General features: G+C 64.7%; 13 protein-coding genes and 3 tRNA genes. 4 read left to right on the plus strand and 12 right to left on the minus strand.

Annotated features, from left to right (window positions below; translation table 11 throughout):
- Both AC1RQF_RS19670 and AC1RQF_RS19675 read right to left on the minus strand, forming a co-directional pair.
- Positions 1–73: transfer RNA gene (locus tag AC1RQF_RS19670), tRNA-Arg, on the minus strand.
- Between the two features lie 61 nt (positions 74–134).
- Positions 135–211 (minus strand) — tRNA-Arg (locus AC1RQF_RS19675).
- A 118-nt stretch (positions 212–329) separates the two neighbouring features.
- Here AC1RQF_RS19675 and greB point away from each other — a divergent pair.
- Positions 330–896 (plus strand): transcription elongation factor GreB, encoded by a 567-nt coding sequence (greB, locus tag AC1RQF_RS19680; RefSeq protein ID WP_274001786.1) that lies wholly within the window; start codon positions 330–332, stop codon positions 894–896.
- Between the two features lie 74 nt (positions 897–970).
- Here greB and AC1RQF_RS19685 read toward each other — a convergent pair whose 3' ends face one another.
- On the minus strand, positions 971–2,122 hold the full coding sequence (locus AC1RQF_RS19685; protein WP_274001787.1) for a porin: 1,152 nt from the start codon (positions 2,120–2,122) through the stop codon (positions 971–973).
- 511 nt (positions 2,123–2,633) lie between these two features.
- On the minus strand, positions 2,634–2,897 hold the full coding sequence (locus AC1RQF_RS19690; protein WP_274001788.1) for a hypothetical protein: 264 nt from the start codon (positions 2,895–2,897) through the stop codon (positions 2,634–2,636).
- 407 nt (positions 2,898–3,304) lie between these two features.
- Between AC1RQF_RS19690 and AC1RQF_RS19695 the strand changes: the two genes are divergently transcribed.
- Positions 3,305–3,508, plus strand: a complete 204-nt coding sequence (locus AC1RQF_RS19695) for a cold-shock protein (protein WP_252987407.1) — start codon at positions 3,305–3,307, stop codon at positions 3,506–3,508.
- Positions 3,509–3,649: 141 nt separating this feature from the next.
- Positions 3,650–4,780 (plus strand): exonuclease domain-containing protein, encoded by a 1,131-nt coding sequence (locus AC1RQF_RS19700; protein WP_274001792.1) that lies wholly within the window; start codon positions 3,650–3,652, stop codon positions 4,778–4,780.
- Between the two features lie 7 nt (positions 4,781–4,787).
- Here AC1RQF_RS19700 and AC1RQF_RS19705 read toward each other — a convergent pair whose 3' ends face one another.
- From AC1RQF_RS19705 to AC1RQF_RS19740, 8 genes are all read right to left on the minus strand, one after another.
- Complete coding sequence (locus AC1RQF_RS19705) at positions 4,788–5,381, minus strand: chorismate mutase (RefSeq protein ID WP_492872768.1); 594 nt, start codon at positions 5,379–5,381, stop codon at positions 4,788–4,790.
- Between the two features lie 232 nt (positions 5,382–5,613).
- The gene (locus AC1RQF_RS19710) at positions 5,614–5,760 is read right to left on the minus strand and encodes a hypothetical protein (RefSeq protein WP_252983905.1); all 147 of its coding nucleotides are present in this window, start codon (positions 5,758–5,760) and stop codon (positions 5,614–5,616) included.
- A gap of 953 nt (positions 5,761–6,713) precedes the next feature.
- Positions 6,714–6,968 carry a GlsB/YeaQ/YmgE family stress response membrane protein gene (locus AC1RQF_RS19715; RefSeq protein WP_252983910.1) on the minus strand — a complete coding sequence of 85 codons (255 nt, stop codon included), beginning with the start codon at positions 6,966–6,968 and terminating at the stop codon, positions 6,714–6,716.
- 300 nt (positions 6,969–7,268) lie between these two features.
- Complete coding sequence (locus tag AC1RQF_RS19720) at positions 7,269–8,588, minus strand: glycosyl hydrolase (RefSeq protein ID WP_274001796.1); 1,320 nt, start codon at positions 8,586–8,588, stop codon at positions 7,269–7,271.
- Between the two features lie 627 nt (positions 8,589–9,215).
- On the minus strand, positions 9,216–9,455 hold the full coding sequence (locus tag AC1RQF_RS19725) for a hypothetical protein (RefSeq protein WP_274001799.1): 240 nt from the start codon (positions 9,453–9,455) through the stop codon (positions 9,216–9,218).
- Between the two features lie 622 nt (positions 9,456–10,077).
- A tRNA-Thr gene (locus AC1RQF_RS19730) sits at positions 10,078–10,153 on the minus strand.
- Positions 10,154–10,404: 251 nt separating this feature from the next.
- A complete protein-coding gene (locus AC1RQF_RS19735) occupies positions 10,405–11,418 on the minus strand; it encodes a class 1 fructose-bisphosphatase (protein ID WP_274001801.1) in 1,014 nt (337 codons plus the stop codon).
- A gap of 99 nt (positions 11,419–11,517) precedes the next feature.
- Complete coding sequence (locus AC1RQF_RS19740) at positions 11,518–12,450, minus strand: LysR family transcriptional regulator (RefSeq protein ID WP_274001803.1); 933 nt, start codon at positions 12,448–12,450, stop codon at positions 11,518–11,520.
- Positions 12,451–12,561: 111 nt separating this feature from the next.
- Between AC1RQF_RS19740 and metE the strand changes: the two genes are divergently transcribed.
- Positions 12,562–14,865, plus strand: coding sequence for a 5-methyltetrahydropteroyltriglutamate--homocysteine S-methyltransferase (gene metE / locus AC1RQF_RS19745; RefSeq protein WP_492872769.1), 2,304 nt, complete (start codon positions 12,562–12,564; stop codon positions 14,863–14,865).
- Positions 14,866–14,870: the final 5 nt, after the last annotated feature.

Here is a 14,870-nt window from a genome sequence, read left to right on the forward strand (position 1 = left end):
ACGGCTGGCAGGATTCGAACCCACGACCCCTTGGTTCGTAGCCAAGTACTCTATCCAACTGAGCTACAGCCGCACGCAAAGCGGTGCTACTTCGAATTGTTAAGGGCCTTCTCGGGAGAAGGCCCTTGGAAAAGTGGCGCGGCTGGCAGGATTCGAACCCACGACCCCTTGGTTCGTAGCCAAGTACTCTATCCAACTGAGCTACAGCCGCACGCAGAAGTGAGATTATAGCAAAGGAAAATAAAAAGGGAAGTGGTCTTTCGCAATTTATTGGGACAAGCCGTTCGTGTACCCTTGGAGGCCTCATCCATGCTGTTGACCGTGTACGTATGAACAAGGCGTTTGTGAAGGAGCCGGACGGGGACGACGACGACCTCGATCACGCGCAACCCGCGATTCCGGCGGGGGCGAAGAACTACATCACGCCCGCCGGGCACCAGCGCCTGCGCGACGAACTGCTGCAACTGATCGACGTCGAGCGTCCGGAGGTGGTGCGCCTCGTATCGTGGGCCGCCTCGAACGGCGACCGTTCGGAGAACGGCGACTACATCTATGGCAAGCGCCGTCTGCGCGAGATCGATCGGCGCATCCGCTTTCTCACGAAGCGTCTCGATCTCGCGGAAGTCGTCGACGCGAGCCGTCAGGAGAGTACCGACCAGGTGTTCTTCGGCGCGACGGTCGACTATGCGACGCGGGACGGCGAGGACCATACGATCACGATCGTCGGCGTCGACGAGGTCGACCTCGATCATGGGCGCGTGAGCTGGATCTCGCCCGTGGCGCGTGCATTGTTGAAAGCCCGTGTCGGCGATACGGTCACCTTGATGACGCCGCTCGGTCCGGAGCCGATCGACGTGCTGGACGTTCGCTATCCGGCGCCGGGCGGGGCGGTCTGAACCGCGTGCCGTGCGACCGATCATGAAAAAAGCGCCCCATCGGGGCGCTTTCCACTGCGGCGTATGCTGCCCGCTCAGAAGCGGTGGCGCAGGCCGGCCGTGACGGCGATCTGCTTCTCGCTCGACGACGCGCCGCCGATGCCGTTGATGTAGGCGCCGAGACCCGTGCCGTCGGGGCTGACCTTCTGGTATTCGCCCTGCAGGTACACGTCGGTCCGCTTGGACAGCGCATAGGCGGTCTGCAGGTTGAACTGGTTCCAGCCCGGATGGCCGTTGTTGAGGAAGCCCGCGGTGTAGGTGTACGAGCCGGCCAGCGTCCAGGCCGGCGTGAATGCATAGCGGGCATTCACTTCATAGTTGTTGAAGCGGACGAACGAACCGTTGAGCGACACGCCGTTCGACAGGCCCGACGCGCCGGAACCGATGGCGAGACCCGAATCCACGCGGGTCTGCGTGAACACGAAGCCTGCCGTCGCCGGACCGTAGGTGTAGTTGATGCCGCCGCCGAACACGCGCTGACGCTGGCCGACGAAGGTGTTGTCGCCCGCCACCGCGCCGCCCGAATTGCTCACCGCGGGAGCCGTCAGGCCCGTGACGCTGTTGTTCAGCTGCAGGTAGCCGGCGCCGATGTTGAAGCCGGCGTAGCTGTACGACGCACCGACGCTGTAGGCGCGATTGTTCGAGAACTGGGTGCTGTTCGAGAAGCCATACAACGCGCCGAGTTTCAGGCCGCCGTAGTTGGCGCTGGTGTACTTGACCGCGTTATTGATCCGGAACGAATTGTTCAGGTTGTCGTTGTCGAACGGGTGGGCGAACTGAGTGCCGCCGAACTGCGTGCCAGTCAGCGACAGCGGGCCGATGAAGTCGACGACGCTGTCGTATTGGCGGCCCAGCGTCACCGCGCCGAACTGGTCATGCGACAGGCCGACGAACGCCTGGCGGCCGAATTCGCGCCCGTTTTGCTTGAGCGTGCCGTTGTTGATGCCGAAGCCGTTCTCCAGCACGAAGATCGCCTTCAGGCCGCCGCCGAGATCCTCTGCGCCGCGCAGGCCCCAGCGGCTGCCGTTCACCGAGCCGCTCGTTTCCGACCACGCGCTGTGGCCACCTTGGTTGTTCGCGTAGGTGATGCCGGCATCGATCAGGCCGTACAAGGTGACGCTGCTTTGCGCGTACGCCGCGCTCGCGAAGACGCTGGAAAGGGCTGCCACGATGAGAGTCTTTTTCATTGATCTATCTCCGTTCGGTACAGGATGGATGACGCTCTGGCCCGCATTGTTGGGCGCCTCCGGGGCGGCGCTGCGAGAGGGGGGCGCCCCGGAGGGAAATGCATCGGGCGCCACGACGCCCGTTCCAAGCGACTTGAGTGTAGAGAGCGAGGTCCGCGTCCGCTGATTCCAGATTAAGCAATAATTAATTTAAGTTCACGCAATGATTTCGGACTCGGCCGAAAGCCTTGCCGGGCAAGGCCGGCTCGCAATTCGGAGGGGATTTTCAGGGTTACGAATCGATTACCGCGTTGCGCGTTGGCGACAAAGGAGGGGGCCGGTCAAGCGTCGTCCAATCGTGTGATTATTGACACTTTGGCAATAGAGGTTTGTGCGGAGCATGGCTGATGAAGCCATGCCAAGTCGCTATACTGCAATCTCTGCTTTACGAAGCAGACTTTTTCGTTGACGGAAAAGATCTCCAAACCTTTGTCAGCGCGACTTTCCGGTCGCGCTTTTTTTTGCCCGCCGATTATTGTTCATACCAGCGACGCCGACGTGCCGGCGGCGCTGCATCGGTGTCGTCGCTGGGCGGCATCGCGGGCTGCGCCCAGTCTTCCATCACATAGTGCCGAGCATCGAGCGGCGAGGCGAGCAGGTTTTGCCAGTGGTCGCCGTGCCAGTTCGTGTCGAAGGCGGGATCGAGCAGGTCGGAGGAAATCGGGGTGCGATCTTGTCCGACCCTGCGGCGGGCAAAACCGAGCCGATGAGCGAAGCGTCGGATTCCATCCAGCATGACAATCTCCCGAGCCATTCAGGCACTGTTCAGGCGCGAGTCAGCTTGACGAATGTTTTTATGAAATACAATGCGGATAAATACTGAGTCAATGTGACTTTTTCTTCTCGCAGGTAGAATTTGCGATCGAACGGATATTTCCTAATCCCACCCGGCAATAATGACAGGTGTCGTTGCAAAATATTAATCTTTTGTAGGAAGTGTACCGATTCCAGATGTATTAGCGTCAATTAAGATAAGCGGTCATCAAAAATTTTCTTGACTGAATTGGATGCTCCAATTTATAAAAGCAGCACTAAGCCTTCGGTGCTTTCTGCCTCCGGTTACGAGGGTGGGGGATGAGGGATTTTTAGTGACGGCATAAGGGCGCAGCCCGATTTATTTAAATTTAGTGGGGAACTTGGAATATGGATACCGGTATCGTGAAATGGTTTAACGATGCTAAGGGCTTCGGCTTTATTACGTCGGACAATGGCGGTGAGGATTTGTTTGCACATTTTTCCGAAATTCGGATGGATGGCTTCAAGACCTTGAAGGAAAATCAGCGGGTGTCGTTCGAAGTAAAAACCGGCCCCAAGGGCAAGCAGGCCGCGAATATCCAGGCGCTTTGAACGCCGGAAGCGCATGAGGGTCGTGCGAGCCCCCGCCCCAGGCGGGGGTTTTGGTTTTCATGACGGGTAGAATGCCGGCTGGCGCCGCGCAGAATCCGGCGCATACTGCACCGAAACAGGAAGCGCCGTCTCTAGCTACTCATGTCCGAATCGCAATTGCTCCACCCGGCGACCGACGCGCCGATCGTGTTCGTCGACCTGGAAACGACAGGCGGCTCCGCCGCCGACCACCGCATCACCGACATCGGCATTGTCGAGGTCGGCGCGGATGGCACCCTGTCCACCTGGACGACGCTCGTCAATCCGCTGCAATCCATTCCGCCGTTCATCCAGCAGCTCACCGGCATCACCAACGAGATGGTGCGGGATGCGCCGACCTTCGACACGCTCGCGCCCGCGCTGTTCGAGCGTCTCGACGGCAAGCTGTTCATCGCGCATAACGCCAGCTTCGATCGCGGCTTCCTGCGCGCGGAATTCCAGCGCGTGGGCCTCGCCTTCAATCCCGACGTGTTGTGCACGGTGCGCCTGTCGCGCGCGCTGTTTCCGCGCGATGCGCGCCACGGGCTCGACGCGTTGATCGAACGGCATGGGCTCGTGCCCAGCGCACGCCACCGTGCGCTCGCCGACGCCGACCTGATCTGGCAGTTCTGGCGACGCCTGCACGATCAGGTGCCGGTCGAGCGGCTGCGCGAACAGATCGCGCGCACGACGCGTCATTACCGGCTGGCGGGAAGCGTGACCGAGGAACTGCTGGAGTCCGCGCCCGCCGGACACGGCGCCTATGCGCTGTTCGGCGAGGACGACGCGCCGCTCTATGTCGCGCGCAGCGTGCGGGTCCGGCAGCGGTTGCGGTCGCTGTTGACGGGGGAGCGGCGCTCGGCGAAGGAACTGCGCATCGCCGCGCAGGTGCGCCGGGTCGCCTGGCGCGAAACGCCCGGCGAATTGGGTGCGATGCTGGCGGAGGCGGCCTGGATTGCCGAATTGACGCCTCAGTTCAACCGCAAGCCGACCGAGGCGAAGGCGCGTGGACGGGCCGGCGAACTGCCCTGGCCGTTCACCGGCCCGGTCGTGTTCGAGGAGCAGGGCGCGGTGAGCGGATTCCACGTGATCGACCGCTGGCGCTACCTGGGCGCGGTGCGATCGATCGCGGAAGCCGCCGCGATCGTGGCGGCGGGCGCCGACGGCGCCTTTGTGCCGGCGGTCCAGCGGATCCTCCAGACCCATCTGGCGCGCGGCCTGCAGCTGGTGCCGCTCGCGCCCGCGGCCGCGTGAGGCGGCGTCAGCCGACGCGGCTCGCGCTGCCTGCGCTGCAGACGTGCGACAGCGCGGTGTCCAGCGCGACGGACTGCCCGGAATCGTAGCGGGTCAGCGTTTTCCAGTTTGCGATGCTGCGCGCGAGCCGCGACGGGCAATCGGGCGCGTCGCGCAGCGGTGCGGCGCGCGTGAGGCCGGCGAGCAGCGCTTGCGTGAGGCGATCGAGTTGCGGGCGCGTCTGGGTCGCGAGATCGGGCGCCGGGCCATCCGGCGCGCGAGTGGCGCGCCACTGCGTGAACAAGGCGTCCTGCACGATCTTGCTCGCGGCGATCTGATCCTCGAAGAACGCACGCGCATAGGCCGGCTCGATGCCGCTTGCCGCCGCGCGTCGCTCGACGCTGGCCAGCAATTCAGCCTCGCGGCGCGGATCCGTGATCGGCTTGTGGTTTGCCCACTTCCAGCGCGCCACCGGCTCGGCCAGCGCAAGGCGCTGCGACGCGAGCGCGACGAGGTTGGTAAGCGCGGTGTCGTCGCCGTCGGCGCGCGCGAAGTGCGGGGCGGCCAGCATGGCGAGGCCCAGCGACGCGGCCGTGAGGCGCGCGAGAATCGTTGGTTTCATCGGGTGACAGGCGGTGCGGCGCGAGGCCGGGAGATTAAAAACCGAAGGATAAGCGAAGATACCGCGCTGCGGCGCGGCAGGAGATCAGCAGGCGCGGCCGAACACACCCGGCTGGCCGGTGCGGCCCAGGTGGCATATGGCTTGCCGAGACGGGAGGGCGGAAGTCCGCACGGAATCGTTCGCGCTCGCGCGACGGTTCACAGGCCGGAATGCGCCGTATCCGAACGAGCGGTCACTTCGGCGAGTACAGCTTGTGCTGCTCGTCGAAGAAGGCCCGAACGTGGTCCGGCAGTTCGGCGAGAAATTCGACGGCCACGGGTTCCGGATCCGGGCTCATCACTTTCTCGGGAGGCGGCATGCGCGTTGGCTTTTCGTCCATGATCATTCTCCTTGCGGTAAATCGATTATCGGCCGCAGCCTTTGCCTGACGCCAGTGTCGAATTGTTTCGACGCCGCTTTGTTGCGAAAATCGTACATGCTGCGGCGCGGCATGCCAGGGGCGAAGCGGGACAGGGTTCCGGGATCGCACGCCATCGCACGCCATCGCGCGCATCGCGTTCCTTGCGTGTGGTGATGGGGGGCGATGCGATGGCGGTCCGGTCCGGCGATTCCGCGTGTTTTCACCCATCGTCGACGGTGTGCGCATGAGCGTACTGCCGCGGAGTCGACGTGCCGTGCGGCGTCTGCGACCCTGCGCTGCAGACGCAGGATGACATCGGATCCGCTCGTTCCGCCGTTTCGGTTTCCGCGCGCATCTCGCCCTCGGCCGCAGTGTGACCGGGGGATTGATTCTTGTACGCGTGCTGGTTCACACAAATCGCATCGGGCGCCGTCTACCGCGCCCGCTTGGCTCGATCGCGTGGGGGCTCCCCGTATGCCGATGGGCTGGACATTTATCCATCATGGGCGCCGGCAGCGGGGCGTGCGGCGGACGGCACAGCCGCACGCCCGTCGGTTGTCCATTGTGCGGATTCGCAAGAAGCGCTGGCGGCGGTCGAATCGATCGTGCGTGAGCCGACATCCTCACGCATGAGCGCAAGCCTGGGCCGTAGTCGGGGAGCGGTGCGGCGGCATTGGTGATCTCGGCGCGGTGATCGGCCGTTGCGCATGGATCGAACCGAAGCGCGTCGATAAGCGAGTGAATCGCGTGCCGACGCTATCCGGCCCAAGCCGTTGCCGCTCGCGCACGTCGTTGGCCGGCGATGCGTAGGGCGCATGTGCGCTTCCGGAGGCATCGATACGGGAACAGCGGGGAAAGACTTGCCGACCGGCGTGCGCCGATGGAGGGAGAAACAGGCCCGGCGGCCGGAGCGGCCGCCGGGCGCAAGACCGTCAGGCGGCCCGCTTGAATAGACGGATCACGAACAACAGGATCACGGCGCCGATCACCGCGACGATGATCGAGCCGATGAAGCCGCTGCCGATGCTGATGCCGAGCAGGCCGGCCAGCCAGCCGCCGATGATGGCGCCGACGATGCCGACGATGATGTCGACCAGCAAACCGAATCCGCCGCCCTTGACGAGCAGCCCGGCGAGCCAGCCGGCAATCGCGCCGATGATGAGCCACATAATCAAGCCATGAGCCATGGTGGTCTTCTCCTTGTGAAGTTCTTCAAATGAACCGACGCTGGTGGTCGATCGGTACTCGACACAACGGGCGCACCGATCCGGAGCGTCGCCCACGCAATGTACTGCAAGAAGCGCAGCAATAGACGGGTCAGGATCGTTAAGTAATGTTATGCATCCTTGGGTCGATTTTCCAACCGTTTTTTGTACGTGGAATCCACCTCCGTGTGAAATGAAAATGTAAGCAGATGGCTCGGATGACGAATCAATTTTGCGCGCCGGTCGGGTAAGCCGGACGGCGCGCAGGCGGTCGAGGCCAGATCAGACGGGATGAGCGGCGGTGAAATTCTTGAATGCCGCGTAGGCTGTTTTTTTCGTGACGCCGTTCGTGTCGACGAGGCCGAACAGGTTGTTGGATAGATCGATCAATTGATAGAGCATGACCGACTCCAGGTTGTACTGCGAGCGGACCGTGTAATACTGGGTCAGTGCGCGCGTCACGTAATCGGCTTGTTGGGCCGGCGTATCGAGATTGGCATTGAAGCCCCATTCGGTCAGCCAAATTGGCACTCCGAACGAATCGGCGAGGATGCGCAGCACGTTGAGCGAGCCGCTCGGCCCCGCGTGTTCGATGTCGCCGGACGACTCGTACCAGTGGTACATCGTCACGTCCCAGCGCACCGGCGTCGCGCCGCCGCGCCCGCTCGCGGAACCGTCGGGCTGGATGCCGTTCCACAGCATCTGCAGCGCGCCATACGCGAGCGGCACGCCGACGTCGACGCCGCAGCGGATCGTCGGGTCGACCGAGCGCACGCCGTCGATCATGCCGCGGATCGCGCCGCGGAATGCCGGCCAGTAGGCGGGGTTGTAGTCGGCGGGTGACGGCCCGAGGCCAGTGACGAGGCCGTAGGCATCGAGTTCGTTGCCGCATTCGATGTGCGTGACGAGCCCCTTCAGTATGCCTGCGACCGAGGCGGCGAGCCGGAAGCCGACCGCGTAGGCGTCCGTCTCGGACATCGTCTGTTGCAGCGCGGCGCTGGGATTCAGGCATGGCAGGATCGTGACGCCGCTGTTCGCGAACGGTCCGTGCAGCGCGACGGCGAGCGTGCGCGCCATGTCGGCGCTGGCGACGTCCGCGCGATAGCAGGTCACGCCGAGGTCCTTCAGCGCCTGCAATTGCTGCGCGGCGGGCATGCTGGCATAGATCGACTCGGCCCACCCCATGTGGCCGTTCATACCGTAGAACAGCTTCTGCGCGGCCGGCGCGGGCCGGGTCGCGCGCGGATCGGTCGCGGCGGTCCAGTTGCCCGACTGATAGACCCACCATTGCGCGCTCGCGTTCTCCGCGTAGACCGTGTGGTTCCAGTAGAGCAGCAGTGTCGCGGTGGACGGAAAGCGCGTGTCGACCTCGTTGTTCAGAACCCGGCCATTCGCGATTCGCCAGCTTTGTCCGCCGCTGTCGGTCAACGTCGCGACGGGCGGGGTGGTCGTGCCGGAGGCCGATTCCGTGGGCGTCGATGTACCGCCGCCGCCGGATGTCGCTCCGCCGCCGGTGCCGGCAGACGCGTCGGCGTTGCCCGGACCACCGCCATCCCCGCCGCCGCATCCGGCGAGGGTCAGCGAGCCGGCGCCGGCCAGCAACCCCGCAAGGAATCGGCGGCGTGCATGGCGCGCATCGGCGGCGGAATCTACGAGTGGTGGGATGGACGGGGTGGGGGAGAGGCGAGACATCATGATCCCGTTAATTTCAAAAAATGGGATTATAGCGATGTAAAGTTGAAAATCTGAATTATTTATACTCCTAAGCAAATTTTTTTGAAAAACAATCGCAATTACGATTTGTTGCTTTTTGGGAGGCGTGGTGCTGTTGCTGGGGCAGTCTGCTGCGCGTGCTGGAGGGGCGGGCGAGATGGTGCAGGGCGTGCGGCCTTGTGCGAAAGCTCTTTGGGAGGCGCGGTGCGCTCCGTTGCATGATGGCGGGGCGGGTGCGTCGCGGGCAATTTAAGCAGTTTCTGGCGAGTGTTCGAAGGGGCGAATTGGACATCAGTCGATGATTCGTTCTTTTTTATTAATTATTTTGTGGTCGAACGTGGATTGATGTTTTTGTCGCTAATCGATTCGAATTCAATCGATGTAATTTTTACTTTGCATGTGTAAAAATTATCTGATCGTCGAGGGCGGTTGGCGTGATGGCGAGCCCGTGAAGCGTGGATCGTGCGACGGATGAGTGGGCTGGCCGGTGGTCGAACATCGGAGAGGGGCTGTCGATCAATTCCGTTCAGAGGCATCCAATATGAAGCCGCAGCGCGCTGCGGTGGTGTCGGCCGCGTCGGGGTCGTGTGTTCGGGTGCGCGCGGCCTGCCTTGTTTGGTCGAGGCGGGTGGCGACGTCGAGCGACGCCGATATGCGTGCATTCTCCGATCCGCACCCAAGCGCCTCGACCGGGGGAGCGCGATCGCGGTCGTGAGCGGCAAGCTTCAAAAGCGCCCGCAGTGCATCGTCGTCCATATCAGAGGCATGTCGGTCGCCGTGAGTTCTGCATGATCAGGCATGTGAGCGCGTGGGCGACGACGAATGCCTGCATACACGTCTGAAGAGGTTTCATGGGCATCATGAGCGACGACGTCATCGATCGCGACAGGGGCTCGCGCATACAAGGAACGCGATGCAGCTTGTCGTGTGCGGCGGCGTCATCGGGGTGCGCCGTTGCCGCGCCGGCGGGCAGATCGGGGCGCGGATCAACACGCAATTCTCGCGATCACGGGAAACCGGGGCCGGCGACGCGTCCGCGTTGCAGCGAGAGAGAGCGCAATGCACGAGGTTTCGCGGCCATGCGTTCGGAAGGTCGCGCAAATCGATGACGGCGAGTCGCACGCGATGAGTTCGCGTCCGTCACCCGCACACGCTCGGCATGCCGGACGGGGCGTGCCGACTGAATTCGGATGCGAAGAAGGCCGTGTGGCGGTTGCGTTCCTTGTCGCAGGCGTCGACGTGAGCGGGATTCGATGCGACCGACGGGCCATCGCGGCGATTTGCGGCAGGCGTGCCGGCGTGAATGAAAACGAGAGCGGGCAATCGCCCAAACGGAAAAGGGGTACAACGAGAACGTTGTACCCCTTTTGGATTCTGTTGGTGCCGGAGAGAGGAATCGAACCACCGACCTTCGCATTACGAATGCGCTGCTCTACCGACTGAGCTACTCCGGCAACAGAGAAATGAAATTATAGGGTGATATCCAAGGGCTTGGCAATAGGTTTTGCGAAATTTTTTATGCCCATCGGGCAACTCTCGCTAACTCTTTGATCTGGCGCGATTCTTCGTCTGCACGCATGGCGCGTGCAGGCCGGAAGGCCGGACATATCCCGAAAAATCCGGCGACCGACGCGTACACGATCGATCGCCCGGACATTCCGTCGTCCCACGATGCGCGATTTCCCGCGCATCGTGGTGGGGCACGTCAGCGTGCTTCCTCGTGATAGCGGACGACGCGCTCGACTTCGTTCTTCGAACCGAGGATCACCGACACGCGCTGGTGCAGGCCGGTCGGCTGCACGTCGAGAATCCGTTCGGCGCCGGTGCTGGCCGCGCCGCCCGCCTGCTCGACGATGAACGACATCGGGTTCGCCTCGTACATCAGACGCAGCTTGCCCGGACGATCCGGCGTGCGCTTGTCGGCGGGATACATGAAGATGCCGCCGCGATTCAGGATCCGATGCACGTCGGCGACCATCGAGGCGATCCAGCGCATGTTGAAGTTCTCGCCGCGCGGGCCTTCCGCGCCTGCGTTCACTTCATCGACATAGCGCTTCACCGGCTCGTACCAATGGCGCGCGTTCGATGCGTTGATCGCGTATTCGCGGGTGTCGGCCGGGATCTGCATGTTGCTCTGCGTGAGCACCCAAGAGCCCACTTCGCGATCGAGCGTGAAGCAGTTGACGCCGTTGCCGGTGGTGAGCACGAACACCGTCTGCGGGCCGTACACCGCGTAGCCCGCCGCGACCTGGCGCGTGCCCGGCTGCAGGAACGATTCCTCGGTCGCCTGCTTGCCGTCCGGGCAGCGCAGCACCGAGAAGATCGTGCCGATCGAGACGTTGACGTCGATGTTCGACGAGCCGTCGAGCGGATCGAACACCAGCAGGTATTCGCCGCGCGGGTAGTTGGCCGGGATCGGGAAGAAGGTTTCCATTTCCTCCGACGCCATCGCGGCGAGGTTGCCGCCCCATTCGTTGGCGTCGAGCAGGATTTCGTTCGACAGGATGTCGAGCTTCTTCTGGACTTCGCCCTGGACGTTCTCGCTGCCGGCGGTGCCCAGCGCCTCGCCGAGCGCGCCCTTCGACACGTTGTAGCTGATCGCCTTGCAGGCGCGCGCGACCACTTCGATCAACAGGCGCAGGTCGGCGGGAAGGTTGTTGGTCGCACGCTGCTGTTCGATCAGGAACTTGGACAGCGTGGTGCGTCGGGTAATGGACATGGCGAGGCTCCAGGAGGCGAAGAATGCGTAAACAGCCCCGATTTTACCCGCCGCACCCGCCGCCACGCGGTTTTTCGCGTGCTGGGCGGCCTCGCGCGCTCACAGCAGCTCGATTTCCGGCAGCGCGATCACACTGGTCTCGCGCATCGTCGCGACGAAGTCGGCCGCGTACGGACGGCTCGCGAACGCCGGCAGGGTCGCCGCGTACAGCTCGCCCGACAGAGGGGTGCCGTCGGCGCGATGCACCGGGCGCGCGCTCACGTAATGCTTGTCGAGGTAGGTCGCGACCGCCCACAGCGGCAGCGCCGCGACCCCGCGCCGGCTCGCGACCAGCTGCAGGATCGCGACGGTCAACTCCGAGGTGCGCCGCCTGGGCTCGATGCCGGCCGGCTTGAGTACCTGGCGCATGATGTCGAGCATGTCGTCGGGCACCGGGTAGGTGATCAGCGTCTCGGCGCGGAAATCGTCGGCCTCCAGCGCGTCGCGGCACGCGAGCGTGTGATCGTTGGCGATCAGGCCGACGATCTGGAAGCGGAACAGCGGGTGGTAGACCACGGCCTCGCTCGCATCGGCCTCGGCGACGATCGCGAGATCGGCGCGATCCTGGTGCAGCAGGCCGATCGGGTCGGCGTGGAAGCCCGACACGATGTCGAGTTCCACCTCGGGCCAGCGCTGGCGGAACGCATCCATCGCGGGCATCAGCCAATCGAAGCAGGTGTGGCACTCGACCGCGATCCGCAGCGTGCCGCCCGTGCCTTGCGCGAGCCGCGCGACGTCGCGCTCGGCCTCCTCGATCGCCGGCACCACGGCCTCGGCGAGCGCGAGCAGCCGCTTGCCGGCGGGCGTGAAGGTCAGCGGCGCGGACTTGCGGATGAACAGCGGCAGCCCGAAATGCGCTTCCAGCGCCTTCAGCTGGTGCGACAGCGCCGATTGCGTGACGCACAGGCATTGCGCGGCGCGCGACAGGCTGCCGGTGTCGCGCAGCGCCGCCAGGGTTTGCAGGTGGCGAAGTTCGAGAGGGGAGCGGATCATCGTGCGCGGCCGTGATGTTGAAAAATATTCATTTTGATCTGAAAAAACTTTCGTTTGAGTAATGATAAGGCAAATCCGATACTGATCGCCGGTTCGAAACAGGAGGATCCGATGAGCACGGCGCACGTATTGGGCTTTCCGCGCATTGGCGCGCAGCGGGAGTTGCCGGACGCGCTCGAGCGCTACTGGCAGGCGGGGCAGTCCGCGGACGCGGAACGGGCGTTGCGGGAGACGGGGCGCGCATTGCGCGCCGCGCACTGGCGCGTGCAGCGCGACGCCGGGCTGGACTGGGTGACGGTCGGCGATTTCGCGTGGTACGACCCCGTGCTGACGACGCTCGCGTACCTCGGCGGCCTGCCGGCGCGCTTCGGCTTCGATCCGCGCGCGCTGACGCTCGCCGATTATTTCGCGGCGGCGCGCGGCGACGCTGCGCAGCCCGCGATGGATTCGGCTGCCTGGTTCGATACCAACAGCCGTTACCGGGTGCCCGAGTACGGCCCGCAGACGCAATTCGGCGCGGGTGTCGACTGGTTGTTCGACGAACTGCGCGAGGCGCGCGCGCTCGGGCATCCCGTGAAGGTCGCGCTGATCGGCCCGCTGACGCTGCTCTGGCTCGGCCGCGAGGGCGAGGGGCTGGCCGACCGTCTGGCGCTGTTGCCGCGCCTGCTGCCTGCGTATCAGGTGCTGCTCGCGCGTCTGAAGGCGGACGGGGTCGAGTGGGTGCAGATCGACGAGCCCTTGTTCGCAGCCGATCTGCCCGCGGCGTGGCGCGACGCGGTGCCCGCGGCCTATCAGACGCTCGCGCCGCATGCACCGCGGCTGTTGCTGAGCACGTACTTCGGTGACGTGAGCGAGCATGCCGCGTTGCTGAAGTCGCTGCCCGTCGCGGGGCTGCATGTCGATTGTGCCGGCGTCGCTACGTCGGGCGTCGCTACGTCGCTCGACGCATTCGCGGCCGATTATCCGGCGGACAAGGTGCTGTCGTGCGGGATCGTCGACGGCCGCAACGTCTGGCGGCACGACCTCGAGCGTTCGCTGGCGCGGCTCGCGCCGGTGCGCGAGCGGCTCGGCGAACGCCTGTGGATCGCGACGAGCTGCGCGTTGCAGCACGTCCCGGTCGACCTGCGCGGCGAGGCGCGGCTCGACGACGAACTGAAATCCTGGCTCGCGTTCGCGGCGCAGAAGACCCGCGAAGTCGCGGTGCTGCGCGACGCGCTCGTGCACGGGCGGCGGGCGATGGCGGCCGAGTTCGACGCGGCGGCGGCCGCGCTGGCGTCGCGCCGGACCTCGGCGCGGATTCACAATCCGCTGGTCCAGCGTCGCGTGGCGAGCCTGACCGACGCCGACGCGCAGCGCAGCGCCGCCTATCCGGCGCGCGCGGCGCTGCAGCGCGCGCGCTTTCAATTGCCGCTGTTGCCGACCACGACGGTCGGCTCGTTTCCGCAGACCGACGAGATCCGCACGGCGCGCACCGCGTTCGCAGCGGGCGCGCTCGATCATCTCGGCTATCTGGAAGCGATGCGCGACCAGGTGAAGGTCGCGATCGACAAGCAGCTCGCCTATGGCCTCGACGTGCTGGTGCACGGCGAGGCGGAGCGCAGCGACATGGTCGAGTATTTCAGCGAGCAGCTGTGGGGCTTCGCGCTCACGCGCGCGGGCTGGGTGCAGCACGACGGCGCGCAGTGCGTGAAGCCGGCGCTGATCTACGGCGACGTCTATCTGCCGGAGCCGATCACGGTGGGCTGGGCGCAGTATGCGCAGAGCCTGACCGACAAGCCCGTGAAGGGCATGCTGACGGGCCCGGTGACGATGCTGCAGGGTTCGTTCGTGCGCGACGACCAGCCGCGCGCGGTGACCGCGTTGCAGATCGCGCTCGCGTTGCGACAGGAGACGATCGACCTGGAGAAAGCCGGGATCGGCATGATCCAGATCGACGAGCCGGCGCTGCGCGACGGGATGCCGCTCAAGGCGCGCGAGCGCGCGGCGTATCTCGAATGGGCGGTGCGCGCGTTCCGGGTCGCGTCATCGGGGGTGGGCGCCGCGACCCAGATCCACACGCACATGTGCCACGCCGCGTTCGGCGACATCCTGCCGACGATCGCCGCGCTCGATGCGGACGTGATCTCGATCGAGACGAGCCGCGCGAACCAGGGCCTGCTCGATGCATTCGACGGGTTCGCGTATCCCAACGAGATCGGCCCCGGCGTCTACGACATCCATGCGCCGCGCGTGCCGGGCGTCGACGAGATCGCGGGCGCGCTCACGCGCGCGCTCGAACGGATTCCGGCGGAACGTCTGTGGGTGAATCCCGACTGCGGCCTCAGGGCGCGCGAGTGGGCGCAGGTGGATGCCGCGTTGACGGCGATGGTCGCGGCCGCGCGGCGTGTGCGCGAGGGCGTGGCCGCGACGGTCTGACGCGC

The sequence above is a fragment of the Burkholderia sp. GW821-FHT14F03 genome (genome assembly GCF_058803765.1).

Bases quoted from the DNA above. Each gene is read 5' to 3' on its own strand.
- AC1RQF_RS19705 (WP_492872768.1), bottom strand. From the start codon at position 5,381: ATGAAACCAACGATTCTCGCGCGCCTCACGGCCGCGTCGCTGGGCCTC.
- AC1RQF_RS19740 (WP_274001803.1), bottom strand. From the start codon at position 12,450: ATGATCCGCTCCCCTCTCGAACTTCGCCACCTGCAAACCCTGGCGGCG.
- AC1RQF_RS19685 (WP_274001787.1), bottom strand. From the start codon at position 2,122: ATGAAAAAGACTCTCATCGTGGCAGCCCTTTCCAGCGTCTTCGCGAGC.
- AC1RQF_RS19695 (WP_252987407.1), top strand. From the start codon at position 3,305: ATGGATACCGGTATCGTGAAATGGTTTAACGATGCTAAGGGCTTCGGC.
- AC1RQF_RS19700 (WP_274001792.1), top strand. From the start codon at position 3,650: ATGTCCGAATCGCAATTGCTCCACCCGGCGACCGACGCGCCGATCGTG.
- AC1RQF_RS19735 (WP_274001801.1), bottom strand. From the start codon at position 11,418: ATGTCCATTACCCGACGCACCACGCTGTCCAAGTTCCTGATCGAACAG.
- AC1RQF_RS19715 (WP_252983910.1), bottom strand. From the start codon at position 6,968: ATGGCTCATGGCTTGATTATGTGGCTCATCATCGGCGCGATTGCCGGC.
- greB (WP_274001786.1), top strand. From the start codon at position 330: ATGAACAAGGCGTTTGTGAAGGAGCCGGACGGGGACGACGACGACCTC.
- AC1RQF_RS19710 (WP_252983905.1), bottom strand. From the start codon at position 5,760: ATGGACGAAAAGCCAACGCGCATGCCGCCTCCCGAGAAAGTGATGAGC.
- AC1RQF_RS19725 (WP_274001799.1), bottom strand. From the start codon at position 9,455: ATGGACGACGATGCACTGCGGGCGCTTTTGAAGCTTGCCGCTCACGAC.
- AC1RQF_RS19690 (WP_274001788.1), bottom strand. From the start codon at position 2,897: ATGCTGGATGGAATCCGACGCTTCGCTCATCGGCTCGGTTTTGCCCGC.
- metE (WP_492872769.1), top strand. From the start codon at position 12,562: ATGAGCACGGCGCACGTATTGGGCTTTCCGCGCATTGGCGCGCAGCGG.